This is a genomic window from Microvirga roseola (genome assembly GCF_020866965.1).
GTDB lineage: Bacteria > Pseudomonadota > Alphaproteobacteria > Rhizobiales > Beijerinckiaceae > Microvirga > Microvirga roseola.
This window is the reverse complement of record NZ_JAJATX010000013.1, coordinates 66202-87932: the sequence shown is the minus strand read 5'-3', so window position 1 is coordinate 87932 and position 21731 is coordinate 66202. Positions and strand designations below refer to the sequence as shown.

The following is a 21731-nucleotide window of genomic DNA, read 5'->3' as shown; positions in this document are numbered from 1 at the left end:
TTTTACGCAACGGCAACGCTTCTCACGCGACCATTCTTGCTATCAACAACTCACAAACATGTTTTCCGGTTCATATAGACATACCCCTTTAGAGGAAAACCCTCTTAAGGTCCGTGCGACTTCACACCTCTCCCTCAAACCGCCTCAAAAGAAGGCTACCGATCCCGGATGCAACACAACGCGTTAATCCCGTCTCCCGCGCCGGAGGAGCCGCCCTTCTGGCGCTTGAAGTCCCTCGAAGCCATGACCCTCGACGAGTGGGAGAGCCTCTGTGACGGCTGCGGCCGCTGCTGCCTCGTCAAGCTGGAGGACGAGGACACGGGCGAGATCCACTACACGGACGTCGGTTGCACCCTGCTCGACGGCCATTGCTGCCGCTGCCGGGATTACCCGAACCGCCAGTCCAAGGTGGCCGATTGTGTGCGCCTGACGCCGGAAGGGGTCCGCAGCCTGTCCTGGCTGCCGCAGACCTGCGCCTATCGCCTCCTGGCCGAGGGACAGGACCTTTACTGGTGGCATCCGCTGGTCTCCGGCGATCCCGATACGGTCCATGCGGCGGGGATCTCTGTCCGCGACCGCGTAGCCGGGCCCGAGGAGGACTTCAGCATTGCCGAGCTCCTGGAGCGCATTGCGGACTGGCCCAGGGAAGATGTTCATCCTTGACGTCTGCGGCCACCAGTCGCAGATTCGGCGCCTGCAGAGAGCAGGAGGCTAAGACAATGACGCCGCCTAAGCTTGAGCTGCGATCCTGCTGACGCGCGACCGATCGGGAGCGTCGCGGGATCCGACGAGACATCGACAATGAATTCTGCCGGCGCGTGCCGGATGCTTCAAAAGTGCATGACATCGCTGTCATCGAGGGGTTCCCGCTTAGAGCGTGTGAACCCCTTTTTCGTTCTGGAGGACATCCAGATGCCTGATCGTCTCCGGGACCGTAAGCTTAGGCTTGTATAGTCGATGCAAGCTTGGGCGTTGCGTTGAGACCTGAAACATGTCTTGGCAGGAACGGAATAGGGCCCTGAAAGTTGTCGCATGAGAGGAGGAAATAGAAATGACCTCTCATGTGATCTGCTTTGTTCTCGGAACAATGTTTCCGCTCATAACAGTGGGCTGGGTTCTGTTGCACTGACAAGAAGAGCGTATCGTTTGCTATTGCTTGTTCTGTTTCAATATCGCTGATCTTGCCGGCGAAGCCTTAGGCCCATCCGTCAGCAACCCGATCGGACCGGACGCAAATCACAGATCCCCCTCGCGCAGCTTCGGTTCTCTCAACGCTTTCCTTTCGGCGCGCGATGCGCGGGCGATCAGGGACTTTCGGAGGTCCTGGGGAAGGTCGAGGCCCGTGAGACGCCAGGTAGCGCCGCTCAGCCGCAGGGTGACCCTGAATTGCTTGTCCCTCGGCTGGTCCGCTGGAAGGGGCACGATCACGGCGCGGAACCCTTGCGATTCCGACATCACGAAGATCCGCAGCAACTCTTCGGCCGAACGGAAGTCGAGACGGGCGGAAACGGGTTGGAGCGACCCGCTGCCGACCTGGGAGCCCTGCTGAGGCCAGCCCTTCGAGAGGAGGTCCATGAGCGCCTCGGGCGTGACGAGTTCCTCCACGACGGGATTGAGCACGACCGACCCTGCACCGGCAGCGGCCTGACGGTCGAGGCCGCCGAGGTCCCGCGCGCCGAGATAGGCCCCCGCAATCTGACGGGAAAGCGACATGCGCAGGGCGCGAAAATTCACCCGCTCCTCGATCCGGGCCAGGTCGCGCGCCTCCACAGCCCTGGCAAGATCGAAAAGCGCCACGAAAGGCGACGCGATGAAGCCGATCAGGGCGAGAAAGAGGAGGAGGGAGATGCGGAAGGTCCAGGCCATGGGGCGTCCATAGAACTCGCACCTTAAAGTTTAGTGCTGTGCGCTAACGCACAACGAAAAAGGGCGACCTTCCGGTCGCCCTTTCGAAGTCTGGCCTTGAGATCCGCTTAGCCGCGAGCGCGGGCGCGGATCATGAAGGTGTCGTAGGCGTACTCGGCCACCTGGAACCAGAGGTATTCCTCGTTCCGGAAGGCGCGGTAATTGTCGTAGATCTTCTTGAAGTCGGCGTTCTTGGCCGAAACCTCGTCGTAGACCTCGCCCGCCGCCTTGTAGGCCGCGTCCAGGATCTCCTGGGAGAAGGGGCGCAGCTGCGTGCCGGCGCCGAGCAGGCGGCGCAGAGCGGCCGGGTTGCGGGCGTCGTACTTCGCCAGCATGTCGGCATTGGCGTAGCCAGCAGCAGCCGTCAGGATCGCCTGATACGCCTTCGGGAGTTCCTTCCACTTTGCGTTGTTGATGAAGAGATGGATGGCGGGGCCGCCCTCCCAGAAGCCCGGATAGTAGTAGTATGGGGCAACCTTCGCGAAGCCGAGCTTCTCGTCATCGTAGGGGCCGACCCACTCGGCGGCGTCGATGGTGCCGCGCTCGAGAGCCGGATAGATGTCGCCGCCGGGGATCTGCTGCGGCACGGCACCGAGCTTCTGCATGACCATGCCGGCGAGACCGGCGATGCGCATCTTGAGGCCCTGGATGTCCTGGACCGACTTGATCTCCTTACGGAACCAGCCGCCCATCTGCACGCCGGTGTTGCCCGCGGGCATGCCGTACAGGTTGTGCTTGGCGTAGAACTCGTTCAGCAGGTCGTTGCCGGTGCCGTGATACATCCAGGCATTGGTCTGGCGGGCATTGAGGCCGAACGGGATCGCCGTGCCGATGGCGAAGGTCGGATCCTTGCCGAAATAGTAGTAGGAGCAGGTATGGCCCATCTCGATGGTGCCATTGCCCACGGCGTCCGCCACCTGGGGCGTGCCGACGATTTCACCGGCGGCGAAGGGCTGGATCTGGAACTTGCCGTCCGTGGCTTCCGACACGAACTTCGAGATCACCTCGGCGCCGCCGTAGATGGTATCGAGCGACTTCGGGAAGCCGGACTGCAGACGCCACTTCATTTCCGGCATCGACTGGGCGATGGCCGGAGCCGCAACGGCCGTCGAGGCGGCACCAACGGTTGCAGCCTGCAAAAACTGACGACGCTTCATTGTACTTATACTCCTCCCTTAGGATCGTGACTCCGTCACTTGGCGCCTATTGACACCAAATCGGGTGCAGCCCGCAAGACGCTTTCGGGCTTTTGTCGACCAATGGTTTATGCGAATGGTGGAAAATCCTGGTTTCCTTCAGGGATTTGCTCAGGAAAGAGGCACGTCGATGGTGCAGACCACGCCCGCCGGATGGTAGGAAAGCTCCACGGTTCCGTTCAGCTCCCGGCCAGTCCCTGCTGGATCAGGCGCGAGCCGAAGCCCTTGCGGGAGGGCGGAGGGACGGTCGGTCCACCGTGCTCCTCCCAGCGCATGGACAGGCGGGTGGCCTGATCCTTCCTGGCGACGGGCCAGGAGACGCGGACCTGCCCACCCGACGATCCCAAGGCGCCGTACTTCAGCGCGTTGGTGGACAGCTCATGCAGCGCCATCGACAGGCTCAGGGCGACCGGGGGCGGGACGCGCAGGTCCGGTCCGTCGATCTGGATCCGGGGGCATTCCTCCGGGTCCTCGCAGCGGTAGGGCGCGAAGGTCTGGGCGACGATATCGGCGAGGCTCGCACCCTCCCAGTTCTCCCGGGTCAGAACGTCGTGCCCGCGGGCCAGGGCGAAGAGGCGCGCCTCGAAGGTCCTATAGGCATTCGCGGCTTCTTCGCTCCGCCGCGAGCCGGGCCTGTTGAAGCTCTGGGCGGTGAGGGACTGTACCGTGGCGAGCGTGTTCTTCACCCGATGGTTCAGCTCGTTCACGAGCAGGCGCAGGTGCACCTCGGCGCGCTTGTGGTCGGTAACGTCGATCTGGATGCCATCCCAGACATGGGCGCCGTTCTCGAGCCGGCGCGGGGTCACGATGATCCGGTGCCAGCGGGCCTCCCCGGTCTGCGCATGCCACATCTCGAACTCGGACTGGAAGGCCCTGAGCGCGTGTTGGGCCTCGATCTCCCGCGCGAGCATCTCCTCCCGGTATTCGGGAAGGACGAGGTTGTAGAGAAGACCCGGATCGGCCTGCACCACCTCCGCCGGGATGCCGGTGAGCCTCTCGCAGGTTTTGGAGACGTAGAGAACCTTGCGCTCCCGGAAGTCGGAGGAGTGGCTCGTTTGGTAGAACATGCAGGCGAGCGCATTGTTGGCGAGCGAGCTCAGCCGCGCTTCGCTCTCGCGCAGCTCCTCCTCGGCGCGGCGGCGCTCCGTCCAGTCCCGGAAGCTCACCCCCAGGCCGCCTTCATAGGGGAAGACGTGGAATTCGAGATAGCGTCCCGGCACGCCGACGGCTTCCGATTCGAAGGAGGCCGGCTCGCCCGAGGCGACGACCTCCTCATAGCGGCGTCTGAGCGCCGTCCCTTCGGCTCCGGGGAAGAGGTCCCAGATCTGGTGGTGGAGCATCATCTCGCGGGAGATGCCGAAATAGGCCTCCGCGGCGCGGTTGATGTAAGTGAAGCGCCAATTCCCGTCGAGCGCGTAGAAGGCGTCCCCGATTCCCTCGACGATAACGGAGAGTTGTGTGTTGACCTTGCTGTCAACCGCACGGTTGAAAGCTGCCTGCAATGCATCGTCCGAAGTTCCTGGCGCGCTCCTGTAAGGGAAGGGGGCGGCAAGGTCGGTCGTGCTCCGCTGCAATTCATTGGAATTTGCAGGTTTGTGGGTCGCGGCGTCCATCAATACGCAATGTAATCACGTTTTAACGGAAGCGCAATCCGATCCGGCGCTCTCGACGCCCGCCGGATTCAAGGCGCTGACTGGAGAAGGCGGATGCCTAGCGCTTGGCTCTGGGCTCGCTGAAGGCCTCGGCGGCGCAGACCAGCGTGAACAGGGCGATGACCCCGACCAGTTCCGCGATTTCGATGAGGAAGGAGGGCGAGGCCTCGAAATGGACGAGCGCGCCGGCTGCGAGCGCGACGATGGTGGCCCAAAGGGTCATGGTCTGCTCCCCGTTTTGTGATTGGTCCCGTGCCCTTAAACCGGGCGGGAATGGGAAGGTTCCTAGGGGTGCAGAAAAAATTGCAAAGCTTGCGGCTCTCGCAGCGCAGACCGGCTGCTCCATATCCCGGCAATGAGCCAGAACCCTGCCGGCGAACAAGCGATGCGCCCCCTGATCGACCGGGTCGTGCCCGCCCTGACCGCGCCGGACGATGCCGTTCTCGAGGAAGCGCGGGCGGCCTCTCCGGAGCGCGGGACGCATGACGGCTTCATCGCGCGCATCGAGGCGCTGCATGAGGTGGAGCAGCGAGCGCCCGCATCGCCCGTGCCATGGCCGGGCCGGCTGCGAATCGCCGCCCTCAACGCGGAGCGGCTGAAGGACCGCGCGGCGGTCCGGCGCATGCTGGACCGGACCGGCGCTCATCTGGTCCTTCTCAGCGAGGCGGATGCCGGCATGGTCCGCTCGGGCAACGTCCACACGGTCCGCGAACTCGCAGAGGCGGCGGGGGAGGGCTATCTCTACGGCGTCGAGTTCGTCGAGCTCGACCTCGGCGACAAGGGCGAGATGCGCCGCCACGCGGGCGAGCGCAACGCCCTCGGCTTTCACGGCAACGCCATCGTGAGTGGGCTGTCCCTGGAGGATGCGCACCTGATCCCGCTGGAGGAGAACGGCCTTTGGTTTCCGGGCCGCAACGGGGCGCAGCGGCGCATCGGCGGACGCATGGCGCTCGCCGCGCGCATCGTCGATGCGCCGCGCCCGCTCTGGGTCGTGAGCGTGCATCTCGAAAGCAAGACCGATCCCCAGGACCGGCAAGCGCAGATGCGGAACCTGCTGCGCGCCCTCGACTCTCTCGCCCCCGACGAGCCCTGCATCATCGGCGGCGACTTCAACACCAAGGCGCTGCCGCGGGGCGAGGACGAGCGGCATCTGCTGTTGCAGGAGCCTGAGCGGTTCGAGCCGCTCTTCGCGGACCTGCGCGCGGCGGGCTTCGCATGGTCCGCCGCCAATCTCGCCAGACCGACCCAGAATCCCGGCCCCTCGAACAAGCACGCGCCGCCCTTCGGCAAGCTCGACTGGATCGTCACCCGTGGCGTGACGCCTGAGAACCCGCAGGTCCATGAGGTCACGGACGGCGAGGGCGGGCCGGTTTCCGACCACGACATGCTGGTCGTGGATATTGCGCCCTGAGGACTAAGGGGTGGAGAAGGCGAGGGGGGAGGCCCTCGCCCGTCAGATGACGTAGAAGTCTCAGATGACGTAGAAGTCCTTGTAGGTCAAATTGAGGTTCTTCTTGAGCTTGGCGAACGCCACCGCATCCTTCGAGCCCGAGCCGTCCGCATCGTAGTACNTTGAGGTTCTTCTTGAGCTTGGCGAACGCCACCGCATCCTTCGAGCCCGAGCCGTCCGCATCGTAGTACAGGACGCCCTTCTTCCTGTCGTAGACGATGCGGTCGTTCTTGTCCTCGGCCTCGGAGCCGACGGTGAAGAAGTCCTTCTTCAGCTTCTTGGGATTGCGCTCCGAGCCCGAGCCGATCTTCTTGAAGTATTTGTTGTCGAGCCAGATCGTGTCGTCCTTGACCTTGAAGTCCGCGAGCTTGTCCAGGTTCTTGCTCTTGTTCGGCTTCGTGTCGAATACGAACGCGTCTTTCCCCTTGCCGCCCCAGAGCCGGTCGTTGCCGGAGCCGCCGTCGAAGCGGTCCTTGTCCTTGCCGCCTTTCAGCACGTCGCCGGCCTTGTCGCCCTTGACGTTCTCGCTCGTCACGTCGTCCACCCAGATCCGGAACCACGCCGTGGCCTTGCCCCCGTAGCGGTCCTCGGTCTCCACCTGCACCCAGTGCGAGCGCGCCTGCTCGTAGTCGATCTTGGCGCCGTTCTCGACGACGATCCGCGCCTTGCCGCCGCTGCGGTCGATGTCGAAGCGCCTGTCCGCATCGTCAGGTCAGGGGCTGCGTATCGTCGAGCACCACCGCGGACAGAGCGCCCACCGGGGTGTCCCTGGGCGCGCCCTCCGGAACCCGGCGGGCGGAGAGGTTGATGCCCGTGGGCGTCGTGGGGCCGATCGCCTCCCCGAAGGAGTTGTAGCGCTGCTGGTGGATGTCGTAACGATCTGCGCTGCTGGACGTCCAGGTCACGAGCCAGCCGCCATCGGGCATTGCCGTGATCTGAGCCGAATGCTGGCTTCTGAAGGACGTTGCGCTGATCTGGACTTCCATCGGCAAGCCGGCCTCGTCCAGGAGCTGTGGGCGCCCTTCGTCATCGTAACGCTGCATGTAAACGCCGTCGCCGGAGCCGCCCTGCGCCCAGGACTGCCACGCGACAACCCACCCACCGTCAGCCAGAAGCGCTATCGAGGGGACCTGCTGCCCGTTCGTCGTATAAGTGTTGAGCTGGGTTTCAGGTCCGAGCGCGTATCCTCGGGAATCGAAACGCTGCTGGTAAATTCCGTAACTCGAACCATCCTGATTCCCGGACTGCCAGACGACCAGCCAACCTCCATCCGGCAAGGCGATCACCTCGGAACCCCACTGATTGCGAGCAAGATAGCTGTTCACCCGGGTTTCGCCGGTGGGGGACAGGATGGTCATGGCGCGGAACTCCGTACTGGCCAGGCCGAGGGCATGGCACGATGCCTCTCATATAATGTAACTTAATAACAAAATCCGAGGCCGGTCAAACCGCAGCGAAATCAGGCTTGACAGCGCGACGCTCTTAGAGTACAAAACGTGAACACTGACGAAGTGTGGATGCCCCCCAACTACCGGCTTCGTCATTGCCCTGAGCATCGGACCCGTCAGCGGACCTCCCTTTTGGGTCCGATGTTGCACCGCCCAAGCCCCGCTTGGGCGGTTTTTTTATTGGATTGTCCCATGGCTGCTGCAATCGAAGTGTCCGCCGAACAGAAGCGGCGGGCTTACGAGTATTATTTCAACTGCCCTGCGATGAACCTGCATGAGATCGCAGCCCGGATCGATGTGAGCCGCAGGACCTTCGTGCGGCTCCGGGACAGCTGGGGTTGGCCGCACCGGGCGGCGGCCCTCGCGCTGAAGGACAAGGATGGGATCGAGGCGACGGTGGAAGGCCGGGCCGACGATCCGGCCGAGACCTCCTCCGCGTCCGCCGCCGCCGCCCTGCACGACACGGCGCGATCCCTGGCGCGCGTGACGAAATCTCAAATCAAGGCCCTGGTGAAGGAGCAGCGCGCCGGACGCGTGACGAGCCACGCCAAGACGGCTCAGATCCTCGCGTCCTACGCCAAGACGCTGATGACGGCGCAGGCCCTTCTGGAGCAGGAAGGCGCACCCGATGCCCCCGAACCCCATGACGGCACACCCCGACGCAGCATCCACGAGCTCCATGAGGAGCTTGCTCGCTACCTTGACCGGGTTATCGCGGAGGAGGAGGCTCTCGGACGCGACGGCCTCCTGGTCTGAACATGACCTCAAGGCGCTCATGCGCCACTGGCCGGTGCGCTGCCGGCCCGATCAGCGCCTGCCGGGGCTGGCCCGCACGCGCGCTTTCTGGGCCATCTGGCTCATGCTCGGCGGGCGCGGGGCGGGCAAGACCCGCGCCGGCTCCGAATGGGTCCGAGGCATCGCGCTGGGCGATCCGATTTCGGGCAGGCCCCCTTGCGCCGCATCGCGCTCGTCGGCGAGACCTTTGCGGATGCCCGCAACGTGATGGCGGAGGGGCCCGCGGGCATCCTCGCCATCCACGCGCGCCACGAGCGGCCCACCTGGTCGCCGTCCTTGCGCAAGCTCGAATGGCCGAACGGCGCGGTGGCGCATGTGTTCTCGGCGGAGGACCCGGACAGCTTGCGCGGCCCTCAATTCGAGGCGGCCTGGGCGGACGAGCTCGCAAAGTGGAGGCACGTGGACGAGACCTGGGACATGCTGCAGTTCGGGCTTCGCCTGGGCGCGCATCCGCGCCAGATGGTGACGACCACGCCGCGTCCGATTCCGCTGCTCAAGCGCTTCCTCGCCGATCCCGCGGTGGCGGTGTCGCGGGCGAAGACAGCGGACAATGCGGAGAACCTCGCGCCCGCCTTTCTCGAGACGGTCGTCGGCCGCTATGCTGGCACGCGGCTCGGGCGGCAGGAGCTCGATGGCGACATCATCGAGGATCGCCCCGATGCGCTCTGGACCCGCGACGCGATCGGGGCGAACAGCGCCGACGCCGCGCCGCCGCTTCTTCGCATCGTCGTGGCGGTCGATCCGCCCGCCTCCTCGTCCAAGCGCGCGGATGCCTGCGGCATCGTCGCGGCGGGCGTGGACGAGACCGGCATATCCTACGTGCTGGAGGACGCCACCGCGTCGGGCCTGAAGCCGCCCGAATGGGCGGCGAAGGCCGTCGCACTTTATCGCAGGCTCCAGGCCGACGCCCTCGTGGTCGAGACGAACCAGGGCGGCGAAATGGCTGCGAACGTGATCCGCGAGGTCGATGCGTCCGTGCGGGTGACGAGCGTGCGCGCCACGCGGGGAAAATATCTGCGCGCGGAGCCCGTCTCCGTTCTCTACGCTCAAGCGCGCGTGCGCCATGTGGGCGCGCTACCGGAATTGGAGGACGAACTCTGCGATTTCGGACCTTCGGGCCTCACGTCCGGCCGCTCCCCCGACCGGCTCGACGCGCTGGTCTGGGCGCTCACCGAATTGATGCTGCGCGAGCGCCGCGAGCCGCGGGTGCGGGTGTTGTGAGGAGGGCGCACACCGTTGTCACCCCCGGCGGCTGCGGAGCAGCCGGGAAGGGGATCCACGACGCAGCGCATGACAGTGGATTCCCTTCCCCTCCGACGGCTGCGTCATCTCCGGCCGGGAATGACATTCTTCGCGACATCAAAGCCCCTGTGCCGGCGATCCCGGTCTTTTTGAAACGCTGCCCTCATCCTGAGGAGCCGCTGCAAGCGGCGTCTCGAAGGATGAGGGCTATGGATTGCCCAGATGTGGCCAGGAGTTTTTCATGCTGAACCGATTGACCCGCTGGCTCCAGGCGCCGCCCGAGGCCAAGGCCTCGCGCGCCCAGGCCGCCGTTGCGTTCTATGTGGCCGGACGCGCCGTGTGGACGCCGCGCGACTACGCGCCGCTCGCCCGCGAGGGATTTCAGAAGAACGCCATCGTGCACCGCGCCGTGCGGCTCGTGGCCGAGGCGGCGGCGTCGCTGCCGCTGGTGCTCACGAGCGAGGAGAGGGAGCTGACGACGCATCCGCTGCTCGCGCTTCTCGCCAGGCCCAACGCACGGGAGGGCGGGCAGCGCTTTTTCGAGAGCGTCTACGGACATCTCATGGTGTCCGGCAACGCCTATGTGGAAGCGGTCGCCGTCGAGGGCGCGCCGCAGGAGCTTCATGCGCTGCGCCCCGACCGGATGCGCGTGGTGCCGGGCGCGGATGGCTGGCCCTCGGCCGACGAATATGCGGTGGGCGCGCAGACCATGCGCTTCGCGCAAGGCGGGGAGGCGGTGCCGCCGATCCTGCATCTCACGCTCTTCCATCCGGCGGACGACCATTACGGCCTCTCGCCCATGGAGGCGGCGGCTGCGGCTCTGGACATCCACAACGCGGCGGGCGCGTGGAACAAGGAGCTCCTCGACAACGCGGCGCGGCCCTCCGGCGCGCTGGTGGTGGGCGGGACGACGCTCACCGACGCGCAGTTCGACCGCCTGAAGGGAGGGCTGGAAACGAACTATCAGGGCGCGGGCAATGCGGGCCGTCCGCTGCTGCGGGAGGGCGGCCTCGACTGGAAGCCGCTCTCGCTCTCGCCCAAGGACATGGACTTCGTCGAGGCGAAGGCGGCGGCCGCCCGCGAGATCGCGCTCGCCTTCGGCGTGCCGCCGCTGCTGCTGGGCATGCCCGGCGACAACACCCACGCCAATTACGCAGAAGCCAACCGCGCCTTCTACCGCCAGACGGTCATTCCGCTGGTCAAGCGCACGGCGGAGGCGCTCGCCCACTGGCTCGCGCCCGCCTACCGCGAGGCACTCGCCCTCGAACCCGATCTCGACGCCGTCGAGGCGCTCGCCGACGAGCGCGAATGCCTCTGGCGGCGCGTGGCCGCGGCGACGTTCCTGACGGACGACGAGAAGCGGGAGGCGGTGGGGTATGGGCGCAAGTCGGGTGGCGCGGTGTAAGCGCAACCTTTCCCTCACCCTTGCGGGGGCACGCTTTGGAGCCCTGCTCGAGCCGCCCACCCGGCCCGTGCTCAGCCCTACTCTGGATGCCATGAAGGAGCTGGTGGTGGCGGGACAGGCGCTGATCAAGGACCGCACCGCCGCTCTCAACCGGCAGAAAGTGGTCCGCTCTGCCTTGTTGCGGCGTCAGCTCGCCCAGCGGCTGCGCCAGATCGCCCGCCAGCTGGCTGCCATCGACGCGCAGCTTCAGGGCCTGTGCCTGGGCGATGCGGATCTCGCGCCGCGCCTGGCGATCCTCATGAGCATCCCGCCATCGCCCAAGCCACCGCCGTGAGCCTGCTCGTCGAGATGCCCGAACTCGGCAGCCTTGAACAGAGCCAGGTGGCCAGCCTCGCCGGCCTGGCTCCGATGGCGCGCGACAGCGGGGCCTCGCGCGGCCGCCGCACGATCCGCGGTGGTCGCGCCCATCTGCGTCAGGCGCTCTATATGCCGGCGCTGGTGGCGGCCCGCTTCAATCCGGATCTGAAAGCCAAGTACCAGGCTCTGCTCGCAGCCGGAAAGCCGCCCAAAGTTGCCCTGACGGCGATCATGCGCAAGCTCATCATTCTCGCCAATGCGCTCCTGCGAGACCAGCGACACTGGACCCCAAAATCCGCTTGATCAAAACGGATACTCTAGCGCCTCGCCCACGCGCCGTTCGGGGCGCTGAGCATGCGGATGCTGGCGTTGATCCAGTCGATATGCTCCGCCACCGGCGTCACGGCGGTCAGGCCGCCGCAGGCGCTGAGGTCGCGCGGACGAAGGGCTCCGCTCGACCAGCTTACGATGCCGAAGAGCCGGTAGACGCCGCCATTGGCGGTGAGGATCGGACCGCCGGAATCGCCCCGGCAGGCTCCGGCTCCCGCCGTCTCGGCCAGGCGGGCGCGGTCGGCGATGATGAGGACGCGGTTGGCCACCTGCACGGGACCCAGCGAGATCAAGCTGGCCTCGCGCAGGGTGCGGGCCGTGCGCCGCTGGCGCTCCGACAGCACGCCGAACCCGGCGATGACCACGGAGGAGCCCAGCCCGACCGAGCCGGCCTGGCGCGGGTCGAGGGCGAGATAGTCGGGGCCGAAGGGGCGGTCGACCTTGAGGAGCGCGAGATCCACGCCGGGCTGGGTGCGCGGCGTCGTGCCCCTCACGAAGGACGGGTGCATGGCGATGACGGTGACCCTGAACCGCTGCGGCTTGAAGGTCCGGTTTGCCGCGACCACCCGGTATGTGGCCCTGTCGGTCACGCAATGGGCGGCCGTCAGCACGAGATCCGGCCCGACCACCGCGCCGGAGCAGAGTTCTCCGGCGGAGTTCTCGACCCAGACCACGGAGCGCCGCAACCCGTTCGGGTCGCGGGACGGCGTGCCCAGGACAACGGCCTGGGCTGGGCCTGCCATGAAGGCGAGAACGGCAAGAACGAGAACGGAAAGGGCGCGCATCGGGGGAATCGCCGAACTGAAAAGTGTTACGGTATGGGAAGGATTGTGAAGCAAAGTTGGTTCCCTGACGACCAACTTTTAAGGGCTAGTCGCCGCTCCACTTGGCCCCGCGATTCCAGCCCTTCAGAACCCGGTCGATCCATTCCCGCTGCGCGCCGACGAGGATGCCCTGGGTGAGGCCTCCGCATTTGCCGTCCTTGGTGGGCGAAGACGACCAGCTCGTGATCGCTGCAACCGCATCGCCCGAGACCATCGGGCCGCCGGAATCGCCCTGGCACGCGCCCGTCGCGCCTGAGCCTTTCGACCAGAGCAGGATCCTGCTCGGGCCGTAGGGCTCGATGACGGTGAGCGCAGTGCTGCGGAAGGTGCCCATCGTCTTGGGCTCCTTCTCGCGGGCAAGGCCGTAGCCGCCGACCGTCACCCGCCCGTCCTTCGCCGGCCGGGCAGTGGAGAGCACCGCCTCCTCGAAGCGCCCGGGCAGGGGCGTGGGGATGCGCACGAGGGCGAGGTCGATGGAGCGCGTGCGCTTCTCGATGGCCTTCGCGTCGTAGCCCGGATGAACCGCCTTGTCGGTGACGTCGATCAGCACCGGCTCGCCGGCCTCGTACCGGAAATGCACCCGGTACTCCGCTGCGCCCGTCACGCAATGGGCTGCGGTCAGCACCACGTCGCGCGCCAGCACCACGGCGGTGCAGACGCCGCCATTTGAGTTCAACACCATCACGTTTCGGCGGGCGAGGGGACCCTGGTCCTCCGCGCCGCCGATGATGGCCTGGGCCTGCGTCGCGGAAAGCGACGCCGCCAGGACAAGGGCAACAAGCCGTTTCGTCATCAAAAGGATTCCCATTCTTATGCACCCGATACTCATCGAGGGCCCCGCCGTCGAGCCCGTTCCCCTGCCCGAGATGAAGGCCTATCTGCGGATCGACGAGGACGATGCGGCCCAGGACGAGCTGATTGCGGGGCTCGTCAAGGCGGCGCGGCTGATGGTGGAGGCGACCTCCCGCCGCATCCTGATCGAGCAGCGCTGGCGCGTCATGCTCGACCGCTGGCCGCAGTGCCGCATGGTCGTCCTTCCGCTCTCGCCGCTCATTGCGATCGACGGAATCCGGGTGTCCGATGCCTCGGAGGTGGCCATCGCGATCCCCACAGACGCCATCGACGCGGACCTGGTGAGCGATCCGCCGCGCGTGACCGTCGCCTCCGCTCCCGAGCCGGGGAGGGCGCGAAACGGCATCCAGATCGACCTGCGCGCCGGCTTCGGCGCGGCAGCGGTGCCCGCGACCTTGAAGCTCGCGACCAAGATCCTCGTCGCGCACTGGTTCGAGAACCGGGGCGACGTGATCGGCGACCAGATTATGCCGCCGCAAGCCCTCGTCCTCGTCGCGCCTTTTCAAAGGACGCGGGTCTGAGCGTTCTCTTGCACGCGAAGTTCGTTCCCATGAAAACCAGATCCCTGCCCATCGGCGCGCGCTCGCGCCGGTTCGTGCTCGAATTGCCGCTGGAGCGTCCCGACGGCTTCGGCGGCGTCATCCGCTCCTATGCGCCGGGGCCCCAGCTCTGGGGCGCGCCCTCGCGGTAGCGCAGGGTGATCCGGTGGGTCAGGCTCTGCTCGGGCCTGTCGGCGCGGACGGTTTAGGAAGAGGTCAATGAGCTGCTTCAGCCCTGCGGCCTGTTGAGCTGATCCTCGGTGCCGAGAAACCTGATGCCTTTCGTCTCGACACACAGAATGTAGATCTTCCGATATGTGTCTCCGGTGATGTCGACGGATTTTCTGGGAGCAACGGCTTTCGCTGCTCCGAGCTCACATTCCTTGTCAGCCTGCTTCCACTGTTTGTGAGTCAATGAGCCCCTGTCGAAGATCAGATCGGGCTTTTGGGGTGAGGCAACGCAGGCGTTCAGAATTATCGATGCGAAAACTATAGCTATGGAGCGAAAAATGCCTCCGAATGAAGAGCGAAAGCCAGGGGATTTGGGCCAGGACAATATTGCCAGTGATCGCGCACGCCAGCTCAATACGCTCATCGGCCTCTCCGAAAAATTCGGCGTCTCCCTGTCCAATGCTTTCGCGAAGAATATTTCAGAGGGCAAGAAGTTTGATGACGTCCTGAAGTCGGTGCGCCAGTCTCTTGTGGAACAGGACTGCGCCTGGCGCTCGCGCCTCTTCAGATGGCCCTCAGCCAGAGCGTCAAGGGGCTGACGACGGGCGCTGTCGGAGGGGCCTTGCCGCTGGATGGCGGCAATCTGCTCGACGGTCTCTTCGGCAGCCTGTTCAAGGGACTCGGCTCCCTCTTCGGCTCCGGCTCCCCATCAGCCTTCGCGAAGGGCGGCGTGTTCTCCCGCGGGATGGTGATGCCGTTCGCGCAGGGCGGCGTCGTCGGAGCGCCGACCTATTTCCCGCTCGGGCGCGGGTTGGGCGTGATGGGCGAGCGCGGCGCGGAGGCGGTGATGCCGCTGGCGCGAGGACCCGACGGGAAGCTCGGCGTGCGCGCGGGCGGGGCAGGGCGGCCCGCCTCGATCACCGTCAACATCTCGACCCCGGATGCGGAGAGCTTCCGCCGTTCCGAGGCGCAGGTCTCCGCCGCCCTGGCGCGCGCCGTCGCGCGGGGCCAGCGCGGGATGTAGCCTGCCTGAATGGCGCAACCTCATCCTGAGGAGCCGCTGCAAGCGGCGTCTCGAAGGAGGCCCCAGTCCTCTCTGGAGACGCCCTCGTCCCCGGATCAAGTCCGGGGCAGGCTCTTCGAGACGCTTCGCTCCTCAGGATGAGGGCTGTGGGGGCTCCAGCAGAGATCAGGACTCCATGCCGTCGATCATCGCCATGAGCTCGTCCTTGATCCTCAGGCGGCTGCGCTTGAGCTGCTCCTCGACCTCCTCGGGCTTGGGCTCCACCCGGGTCTCGATCCGGTGGATGGTGCGGTTGAGCTCGTTGTACTCGTCATAGAGCCGCGCGAAGTGGTTGTTGCTCGTCTTCAGCCGGTGGATCCGGTCGGCCTTGTCCGGGAAGTCGTCGGCGAGGTCGTTGGGCGCGTTGCTCATCGGCTGCTGTCTCCGTCTTGATCGCGATTTCGCATCGACAACGCAGCCCGCTTCTCTTCCGTTTCACTGTTTGCGAAGGATGGACCATGGCGTCCGATTTCCACGAGGTCCGCTTTCCCCTCGACGTCAGCCTTGGCAGCCGGGGCAGGCCGGTGCGGCGGACCGATATCGTCACGCTCTCCTCGGGCCGCGAGCATCGCAACAGCCGCTGGGCCCATTCCCGCCGGCGCTATGATGCGGGCCTGGGGATCCGCACTGTCGATGCGCTGCATACGGTCATCGCCTTCTTCGAGGAGCGGCGGGGCCGGCTCCACGGTTTCCGCTTCCGCGCCCGGACCGACTGGCGCTCCGGCCCGCCCTCGAGCGAGCCGACGCCCCTCGACCAGCGCATCGGCACGGGCGACGGCGCAACGCGAAGCTTCCAGCTCGTCAAGACCTACGATTCTGCCCACGCGCCCTACAGCCGTCCCATCGCCAAGCCTGTCGGCGGGAGCGTGCGGGCGGCGCTCAACGGCGTCGAGCAGGCGGTGGGCTCAGGCTTCAACTGCGATCCCGCGACGGGCCTCGTCACCTTCACCGTCGCGCCGCCCGCGGGCGCGATCATCACGGCGGGTTCCGCCTTCAACGTGCCTGTTCGCTTCGACACCGACGAGCTCGACATCGACCTCTCCGCCTTCGACGCCGGCGCGATCCCGCAGATCCCGCTGATCGAGATCGTTCCTTGACAACCGTGTCATCCCCGGCGGCTGCGGAGCAGCCGGGAAGGGGATCCACGATGGTGCGCGTGTGAGTGGATTCCCTTTCCCTCCGCTGACGCTCCGGCCGGGAATGACACCCTCCTGAACCCTTCACGCCATCAGCGGTCTCGTGCCGGTGATCCCGATATCTTCTTCAAGGTTGCTTCCATGCGCACCATCCCCACCGACCTCGCCGCCCATCTGGCGGAGGGGGCGACGACGCTTTGCCATTGCTGGAAGCTCCTCCGCCGCGACGGCAAGGCTTTCGGCTTCACCGATTACGACCGGGACCTCGCCTTCGGCGGAACCGCCTTCGCGGCCCGGACCGGGCTGGAGGCGGCCGAGGCTTCCGCCGAGCTCGGCTTCGCCGTCGGCGGCGGGGAGGTGGCGGGCGCGCTGGTCTCCGCCGGCCTCACCGAGGACGACATCGCCTCCGGCCTCTACGACGATGCGAGCGTGGAGACCTGGCTCGTCAACTGGAGCGACGTGGCCGAGCGCGTGCTGCTCGACATCGGCTCCATCGGCGCGATCCGCCGCGCGGACGGCGGCTGCGTCGCGGAGGTGAGAGGCCTCATGCACCGCTTCGACGAGGAGCGGGGGCGGCTGTTCCGCGCCACCTGCTCGGCGGATCTGGGCGACGGGACATGCGGCGTGAACCTCGCATCCTCCACCTATTCCGACACGGGCACGGTGGTCCGCACGGACGGCGCTCTCGGCATTGCGGCCTCCGGCATCGGCTTCAGGGACGGCTGGTGCACGGCTGGGCGGCTCACCTGGACGGGCGGCGACAACAAGGGGCTGTCGGTGGAGATCAAGGTGCATCGCGCCATCGACGGCACGGACGAGTTCGACCTGTGGCAGCGCGCGCCTCACCCCATCAAGCCCGGCGACACCTTCCGCGTGACGGCGGGCTGCGACAAGACCCATGCGACCTGCCGCGCCAAGTTCGATAACGTCGTGAACTTCCGCGGCTTCCCGCACATGCCCGGCAACGACTTCATCATCCGCATCCCGCAGCAGGGCGAGCCGGGGCTCGACGGCGGGAGCTTTTTCAAATGAGGCCCTTTTCCCTCCCCGCAAGGGGAGGGAAGGAGAACGACCCATGCCCGATCCCGACCTCATCCTCGCCGAGGCACGCTCCTGGATCGGCACGCCCTACCGCCACCAGGCCTCGCTCAAGGGCGTCGGCTGCGACTGCCTCGGGCTCCTTCGCGGCGTGTGGCGCGGCGTCATGGGCGAAGAGCCTGAACTGCCGCCGCCCTATTCGCCCGATTGGGCGGAGGCCGGGGCCGATACGCTTCTGGCCGCGGCAAGACGGCATCTCGTCGAGATCGGCATGGCGGACCTGTCGCCCGGCCACGTGCTGCTCTTCCGCTGGCGCGAGGATCGCCCGCCCAAGCACTGCGCCATCGCGACCTCGCCTCGCACCATGATCCACGCTCATGACGGCGCGTCGGTCGCGGAGGTGGCGTTCCGCCCCTGGTGGCGGCGGCACCTCGCTCACGTCTTTCGCTTCCCGGATGGACCCTGATGGCCACTCTCGTTCTTCAAACCGTCGGCTCCGTCGTCGGCGGCATGATCGCCGGTCCCTTCGGGGCCATGGCGGGCCGGGCGCTCGGCGGACTCGCGGGGGCTGCCATCGACAAAGCCCTGCTCGGCGGGTCGGAAACCAAGCATGTGGAGGGTCCGCGGCTCAAGGAGATCGACGGGCTGACCTCGACGGAGGGCGCGCCGATCCCGCGGGTCTATGGACGCGCGCGCATCGGCGGACAGCTCATCTGGGCGACGCGGCTCAAGGAGGTGGCGAGCGCGGAGCGCTCCGGCAGCCAGGGCGGGAAGGGAACGGGCGGGCCGAAGACCGTCACGACCACCTATTCCTATTTCGCGAACCTCGCAGTCGGCCTCTGCGAAGGCCGCATCGCCCATGTGCGCCGGGTCTGGGCCGATGGGCGAGAGGTCGATCTCTCGACGGTCACCATGCGCGTACACAAGGGATCCGAGACGCAGGATCCCGATCCGCTGATCGTCGCGAAGGAGGGCGCAGCCGATGCTCCCGCCTATCGCGGCCTGGCCTGTGTGGTGTTCGAGCGCCTGCCGCTCGCCGATTTCGGCAACCGCGTGCCGCAATTCGCCTTCGAGGTGCTGCGCCCGGTCGGCGGCCTCAGCCGCGTGATCCCCGGCGCGAGCGAGTTCGGTTACGACACGCTGCCCGTCACGCAGATGCTCGATCTCGGCAGGACGGTTCCCGAAAACCGTCATCAATGGCAGCGCCGCACGGACGTGGCGGCCTCCCACGATGCGCTGGAGGCCCTGTGTCCCAACCTAAAGCGCGTTTCCCTCGTGGTGAGCTGGTTCGGGGACGATCTCCGGGCCGGCTCCTGCCGCATCGAGCCGCGCGTGGACGTGACCGCGAAGACGACGGACGGAGCCGCATGGTCGGTGGCGGGCGTCACGCGCGAGGAGGCGAAGCCCGTCTCCCTCGTCAAGGGTTCGCCTGCCTATGGCGGCACGCGTCAGACGAATCGGTCATCCGCCTGATCAAGGAGTTGAAGGCGAGGGGGCTCGAGGTCGTCATCTATCCCTTCGTGATGATGGACGTGGCCGCCGGCAACGACCTGCCGAACCCCTATGGCGGCACGGGCCAGCCGCCCTATCCCTGGCGCGGGCGCATCACCTGCCATCCCGCGCCGGGCCATTCGGGCTCTCCCGACATGACGTCGGTTGCGGGCGATCAGGTGGCGCAATGGTTCGACCGCACATGGGGCTTCCGCCGTCTGGTGCTGCATTATGCGAACCTCGCGGAAGAGGCGGGTGGCGTCGACAGCTTCATCCTGGGCAGCGAGCTCGTCGGCCTCACCCGCGTGCGCTCGGCTTCCGGCGTCTATCCTGCCGTCGGTGAATTGATTCAGTTAGCAGGCGACATGCGGGCGATCCTCGGCTCCGGGACTGCCATCGTCTATGCGGCGGACTGGACCGAATACGGCGCGCATGTGCTCGACAGCGGCGACGAGGTGCGCTTTCCCCTCGATCCGCTCTTTGCCAGCGACGACATCGACGCGGTGGGCATCGACTATTACCCGCCGATCTCGGATTGGCGCGACGGTCCCGATCATGCGGATCTCACGGATGCACGCAGCATCTACGATGTGGACTATCTGCGCAAAAGGCTCGGAAGCGGCGAGGCCTTCGACTGGTACTATGCGAACGCTTCCGAGCGCGCATCGCAGACCCGAAGGCCGATCACCGACGGAGCCCATGACAAGCCATGGGTCTTCCGCGCGAACGATCTGGTCTCCTGGTGGTCGAACCCGCATGTGGAGCGCTGGAACGGCGCCGAGATCCGCACGACGGAATGGCAGCCGAAATCCAAGCCGATCTGGCTCACAGAGATCGGCGTGCCCGCCGTGGACAAGGGGCCGAACGGGCCGAACGTCTTTCCCGACCCGAAGTCGTCCGGATCCGCCTATCCGCCGTTCTCGCGCGGCGTGCGCGACGACCTGATCCAGGCGCGGTGCCTGGAGGCGATCCTCTCCCGCTTCGATCCCGCCTTGCGGGGCTTCTCCTCCGCCTACAACCCGACATCTTCGGAGTATGGCGGGTTCGGAGTATGGCGGGCGCATGGTCGATCCGGACAACGTCTATGTCCGGGCCTGGGACGCGCGGCCCTATCCCGCCTTTCCCGATTTCGACAATGTGTGGTCGGACGGGGCGAACTGGGAGACCGGCCACTGGATCACCGGCCGCATCGAGGGCGTTGCCCTCGATCGCCTGATCGTGGCGATCCTCAAGGATTTCGGCCTCGACGATCCGGGCGCGCTTCCCGTCGACGGTTTCGTGGACGGCTACGTGATCGACCGGCCCATGTCGGCGCGCGGCGCACTGGAGCCGCTGATGCGCCTCTTCGGCGTCGACGCGGTGGCGAGCGGCGGCAGGATCGCGTGGCGCGGGCGCGGCGGACGGGCCGTGATGGCGTTGACGAAGGATGATCTCGTGCTCGACGAGCGCGAGCCGTCCTTAAAACTCTCCCGCGCACAGGAGACCGAGCTGCCGCATCAGGTGGAGATCGGCTTCACGGAGGGCGAGACAGATTACCGCCGCGCGGCCGTCGCCTCCCGCCGCCTGTCGGGATCGAGCCGCCGCGAGGCGCGGGCGGACAGCGCCGTCGTCACCCGGCGCGCGGAGGCGCAGCGCCAGGCGGATACCAGGCTGCAGGACCTCTGGGCCGGGCGGGAGAGCGCCGAGCTCGAATTGTCGCCGCGGCGGATCGAGTTCGAGCCGGGCGACGTGATCACGCTTCCCACCGATGCGGGTTCCAAGCTGCATCGGATCCTGCGCATCGCGGACGGGCCGACGCGCAAGGTGACGGCCCGCGCCGTGGCGCCCGCCGTTTTCGAAAGGCCGGGCGCGTCCATGCCCAAGCCGGTGCGCCGCCCGTGCCCGGCAAGCCGCTGGCGGTCGTCCTCGACCTGCCCGCCGCGCCGAGCGATCCGACGCCGCTGCAATACATTGCCGTTGCGGTCGATCCCTGGCCCGGCGCCGTCACTGTCTGGCGCTCGGGGAGTGGAGCGAGCTTCACGCCGTCGCGCATCCTCGACCTGCCGGCCGTGATCGGGCGGACGCTGACAATCCTGCCGCCGGGGCCGCTCCGGCGCTGGGACCCGACGACGGTTCTCGATGTGGAGATTTCGTCAGGCGCGGTTTCCTCCATCGAGGACGAGGCGGCGCTGGCGGGCGGCAATCTCTTCGCCGTGCGGGGAGGGGACGGGCGCTGGGAGATCCTGTCGGCCGCCCGCGCCGAGATGATCGGCGAGCGGCGCTACCGCCTCTCGCGCTTCCTCCGGGGGCTGGCCGGCAGCGAGCCGGAGGCGGCGCGGACCGTGCCCGCAGGCGCGCTTGTCGTCCGGCTCGACGAGGCAGTCGTTCCGCTGACGACCAGCCTTCAGGATCTCGGGCAGACCTGGCGCTACAGGATCGGGCCCTCCGGCCGCGACCACGCCGATGCGTCCGTGGTGGAGATTGCGGCAACCGCGGGCCGCGACGCCTACAGGCCCATGAGCCCCGTTCATGTCACCGCGCGCCGGGAGGAGGGCGGCATCCGTATCGCCTGGATCCGCCGCACGCGCCGCGATGGCGACGGCTGGGAGGCCGCCGAGGTTCCGCTCGCCGAGGATGCCGAGCGCTACGAGACGGACATCCTGCGCGACGGCGTCGTCCTGCGCACGCTTGCGAGCGCGGAAAGCGCGCTTCTCTACCCGACTGCGCAGGAGGCCGCCGATTTCGGCGCGCCGCAGAGCGCACTCAGCCTGCGCATCGCCCAGATGAGCACCATCGCCGGGCGCGGCTTCGAGCGCAGCGTCACGGTCCCCATCGACTGAGCGCCCATTTCCAACAGG

General features: G+C 66.9%; 20 protein-coding genes and 3 pseudogenes. 14 read left to right on the top strand and 9 right to left on the bottom strand.

Features of this window, described 5'->3' with window-relative positions; translation table 11 throughout:
- Positions 1-168 precede the first annotated feature (168 nt).
- Positions 169-663, top strand: coding sequence for a YcgN family cysteine cluster protein (locus tag LG661_RS10735; RefSeq protein WP_230531875.1), 495 nt, complete (start codon positions 169-171; stop codon positions 661-663).
- 573 nt (positions 664-1236) lie between these two features.
- On the opposite strand, the gene LG661_RS10730 is transcribed toward LG661_RS10735, so the two are convergent.
- The 4 genes from LG661_RS10730 to LG661_RS10715 all read right to left on the bottom strand — a co-directional run bounded on the left by LG661_RS10730 (position 1237) and on the right by LG661_RS10715 (position 4976).
- Positions 1237-1866, bottom strand: a complete 630-nt coding sequence (locus tag LG661_RS10730; RefSeq protein ID WP_230531874.1) for a DUF2939 domain-containing protein — start codon at positions 1864-1866, stop codon at positions 1237-1239.
- A 107-nt stretch (positions 1867-1973) separates the two neighbouring features.
- On the bottom strand, positions 1974-3062 hold the full coding sequence (locus LG661_RS10725) for a TRAP transporter substrate-binding protein (protein WP_230531873.1): 1089 nt from the start codon (positions 3060-3062) through the stop codon (positions 1974-1976).
- Between the two features lie 218 nt (positions 3063-3280).
- Positions 3281-4603, bottom strand: a complete 1323-nt coding sequence (locus LG661_RS10720) for a sensor histidine kinase (protein ID WP_230531872.1) — start codon at positions 4601-4603, stop codon at positions 3281-3283.
- Between the two features lie 208 nt (positions 4604-4811).
- Positions 4812-4976: a hypothetical protein gene (locus tag LG661_RS10715; RefSeq protein WP_230531871.1), complete on the bottom strand. Its 165-nt coding sequence runs from the start codon at positions 4974-4976 to the stop codon at positions 4812-4814.
- Between the two features lie 162 nt (positions 4977-5138).
- On the opposite strand from LG661_RS10715, the gene LG661_RS10710 reads away from it, so the two are divergent.
- Positions 5139-6164, top strand: coding sequence for an endonuclease/exonuclease/phosphatase family protein (locus LG661_RS10710; protein ID WP_230531870.1), 1026 nt, complete (start codon positions 5139-5141; stop codon positions 6162-6164).
- On the opposite strand, the gene LG661_RS10705 is transcribed toward LG661_RS10710, so the two are convergent.
- The gene (locus LG661_RS10705; protein WP_456085512.1) at positions 6100-6699 is read right to left on the bottom strand and encodes a hypothetical protein; all 600 of its coding nucleotides are present in this window, start codon (positions 6697-6699) and stop codon (positions 6100-6102) included. The genes LG661_RS10710 and LG661_RS10705 overlap by 65 nt on opposite strands.
- A 211-nt stretch (positions 6700-6910) precedes the next feature.
- Positions 6911-7561, bottom strand: a complete 651-nt coding sequence (locus LG661_RS10700) for a hypothetical protein (RefSeq protein WP_230531868.1) — start codon at positions 7559-7561, stop codon at positions 6911-6913.
- Between the two features lie 282 nt (positions 7562-7843).
- Between LG661_RS10700 and LG661_RS10695 the strand changes: the two genes are divergently transcribed.
- The 5 genes and pseudogenes from LG661_RS10695 (at position 7844) to LG661_RS10675 (ending at position 11753) form a co-directional block, all read left to right on the top strand.
- Positions 7844-8407: a hypothetical protein gene (locus LG661_RS10695; protein ID WP_230531867.1), complete on the top strand. Its 564-nt coding sequence runs from the start codon at positions 7844-7846 to the stop codon at positions 8405-8407.
- 19 nt (positions 8408-8426) lie between these two features.
- Positions 8427-9667: pseudogene (locus tag LG661_RS10690) on the top strand (DNA-packaging protein).
- A gap of 262 nt (positions 9668-9929) precedes the next feature.
- Positions 9930-11093: a phage portal protein gene (locus tag LG661_RS10685; protein ID WP_230531866.1), complete on the top strand. Its 1164-nt coding sequence runs from the start codon at positions 9930-9932 to the stop codon at positions 11091-11093.
- The gene (locus tag LG661_RS10680) at positions 11065-11427 is read left to right on the top strand and encodes a hypothetical protein (RefSeq protein ID WP_230531865.1); all 363 of its coding nucleotides are present in this window, start codon (positions 11065-11067) and stop codon (positions 11425-11427) included. The genes LG661_RS10685 and LG661_RS10680 overlap by 29 nt, the downstream gene beginning before the upstream one ends.
- A 14-nt stretch (positions 11428-11441) precedes the next feature.
- Complete coding sequence (locus LG661_RS10675; RefSeq protein WP_456085511.1) at positions 11442-11753, top strand: transposase; 312 nt, start codon at positions 11442-11444, stop codon at positions 11751-11753.
- Positions 11754-11767: 14 nt separating this feature from the next.
- Here LG661_RS10675 and LG661_RS10670 read toward each other — a convergent pair whose 3' ends face one another.
- Both LG661_RS10670 and LG661_RS10665 read right to left on the bottom strand, forming a co-directional pair.
- On the bottom strand, positions 11768-12565 hold the full coding sequence (locus LG661_RS10670) for a S1 family peptidase (protein WP_230531863.1): 798 nt from the start codon (positions 12563-12565) through the stop codon (positions 11768-11770).
- Positions 12566-12650: 85 nt separating this feature from the next.
- Positions 12651-13397: a S1 family peptidase gene (locus LG661_RS10665; RefSeq protein WP_230531862.1), complete on the bottom strand. Its 747-nt coding sequence runs from the start codon at positions 13395-13397 to the stop codon at positions 12651-12653.
- Positions 13398-13416: 19 nt separating this feature from the next.
- Between LG661_RS10665 and LG661_RS10660 the strand changes: the two genes are divergently transcribed.
- From LG661_RS10660 to LG661_RS10650, 3 genes and pseudogenes are all read left to right on the top strand, one after another.
- Positions 13417-13977 carry a head-tail connector protein gene (locus tag LG661_RS10660; protein WP_230531861.1) on the top strand — a complete coding sequence of 187 codons (561 nt, stop codon included), beginning with the start codon at positions 13417-13419 and terminating at the stop codon, positions 13975-13977.
- A 29-nt stretch (positions 13978-14006) separates the two neighbouring features.
- On the top strand, positions 14007-14147 hold the full coding sequence (locus LG661_RS10655) for a head-tail adaptor protein (RefSeq protein ID WP_407666694.1): 141 nt from the start codon (positions 14007-14009) through the stop codon (positions 14145-14147).
- Between the two features lie 357 nt (positions 14148-14504).
- A pseudogene (locus LG661_RS10650) lies at positions 14505-15190 on the top strand (phage tail tape measure protein).
- Between the two features lie 165 nt (positions 15191-15355).
- On the opposite strand, the gene LG661_RS10645 reads toward LG661_RS10650, so the two are convergent.
- Entirely contained in the window at positions 15356-15601 is a 246-nt protein-coding gene (locus tag LG661_RS10645) for a YdcH family protein (protein WP_230531860.1), read from the bottom strand.
- A gap of 86 nt (positions 15602-15687) precedes the next feature.
- On the opposite strand from LG661_RS10645, the gene LG661_RS10640 reads away from it, so the two are divergent.
- The 4 genes and pseudogenes from LG661_RS10640 to LG661_RS25375 all read left to right on the top strand — a co-directional run bounded on the left by LG661_RS10640 (position 15688) and on the right by LG661_RS25375 (position 21713).
- The gene (locus LG661_RS10640; protein ID WP_230531859.1) at positions 15688-16326 is read left to right on the top strand and encodes a DUF2460 domain-containing protein; all 639 of its coding nucleotides are present in this window, start codon (positions 15688-15690) and stop codon (positions 16324-16326) included.
- A gap of 180 nt (positions 16327-16506) precedes the next feature.
- A complete protein-coding gene (locus LG661_RS10635) occupies positions 16507-17397 on the top strand; it encodes a DUF2163 domain-containing protein (RefSeq protein ID WP_230531858.1) in 891 nt (296 codons plus the stop codon).
- A gap of 43 nt (positions 17398-17440) precedes the next feature.
- Positions 17441-17869: a C40 family peptidase gene (locus tag LG661_RS10630; RefSeq protein ID WP_230531857.1), complete on the top strand. Its 429-nt coding sequence runs from the start codon at positions 17441-17443 to the stop codon at positions 17867-17869.
- Positions 17869-21713 (top strand): annotated as a pseudogene (locus LG661_RS25375) (baseplate multidomain protein megatron). Before LG661_RS10630 ends, LG661_RS25375 begins: the two are co-directional and overlap by 1 nt.
- The last annotated feature ends 18 nt before the right edge of the window (positions 21714-21731 follow it).

Coding starts and splice junctions, on each gene's coding strand:
- LG661_RS10735 (WP_230531875.1), top strand. CDS start 169: ATGCAACACAACGCGTTAATCCCGTCTCCCGCGCCGGAGGAGCCGCCC.
- LG661_RS10730 (WP_230531874.1), bottom strand. CDS start 1,866: ATGGCCTGGACCTTCCGCATCTCCCTCCTCCTCTTTCTCGCCCTGATC.
- LG661_RS10725 (WP_230531873.1), bottom strand. CDS start 3,062: ATGAAGCGTCGTCAGTTTTTGCAGGCTGCAACCGTTGGTGCCGCCTCG.
- LG661_RS10715 (WP_230531871.1), bottom strand. CDS start 4,976: ATGACCCTTTGGGCCACCATCGTCGCGCTCGCAGCCGGCGCGCTCGTC.
- LG661_RS10710 (WP_230531870.1), top strand. CDS start 5,139: ATGCGCCCCCTGATCGACCGGGTCGTGCCCGCCCTGACCGCGCCGGAC.
- LG661_RS10700 (WP_230531868.1), bottom strand. CDS start 7,561: ATGACCATCCTGTCCCCCACCGGCGAAACCCGGGTGAACAGCTATCTT.
- LG661_RS10695 (WP_230531867.1), top strand. CDS start 7,844: ATGGCTGCTGCAATCGAAGTGTCCGCCGAACAGAAGCGGCGGGCTTAC.
- LG661_RS10685 (WP_230531866.1), top strand. CDS start 9,930: ATGCTGAACCGATTGACCCGCTGGCTCCAGGCGCCGCCCGAGGCCAAG.
- LG661_RS10680 (WP_230531865.1), top strand. CDS start 11,065: ATGGGCGCAAGTCGGGTGGCGCGGTGTAAGCGCAACCTTTCCCTCACC.
- LG661_RS10675 (WP_456085511.1), top strand. CDS start 11,442: ATGCCCGAACTCGGCAGCCTTGAACAGAGCCAGGTGGCCAGCCTCGCC.
- LG661_RS10670 (WP_230531863.1), bottom strand. CDS start 12,565: ATGCGCGCCCTTTCCGTTCTCGTTCTTGCCGTTCTCGCCTTCATGGCA.
- LG661_RS10665 (WP_230531862.1), bottom strand. CDS start 13,397: ATGACGAAACGGCTTGTTGCCCTTGTCCTGGCGGCGTCGCTTTCCGCG.
- LG661_RS10660 (WP_230531861.1), top strand. CDS start 13,417: ATGCACCCGATACTCATCGAGGGCCCCGCCGTCGAGCCCGTTCCCCTG.
- LG661_RS10655 (WP_407666694.1), top strand. CDS start 14,007: ATGAAAACCAGATCCCTGCCCATCGGCGCGCGCTCGCGCCGGTTCGTG.
- LG661_RS10645 (WP_230531860.1), bottom strand. CDS start 15,601: ATGAGCAACGCGCCCAACGACCTCGCCGACGACTTCCCGGACAAGGCC.
- LG661_RS10640 (WP_230531859.1), top strand. CDS start 15,688: ATGGCGTCCGATTTCCACGAGGTCCGCTTTCCCCTCGACGTCAGCCTT.
- LG661_RS10635 (WP_230531858.1), top strand. CDS start 16,507: ATGCGCACCATCCCCACCGACCTCGCCGCCCATCTGGCGGAGGGGGCG.
- LG661_RS10630 (WP_230531857.1), top strand. CDS start 17,441: ATGCCCGATCCCGACCTCATCCTCGCCGAGGCACGCTCCTGGATCGGC.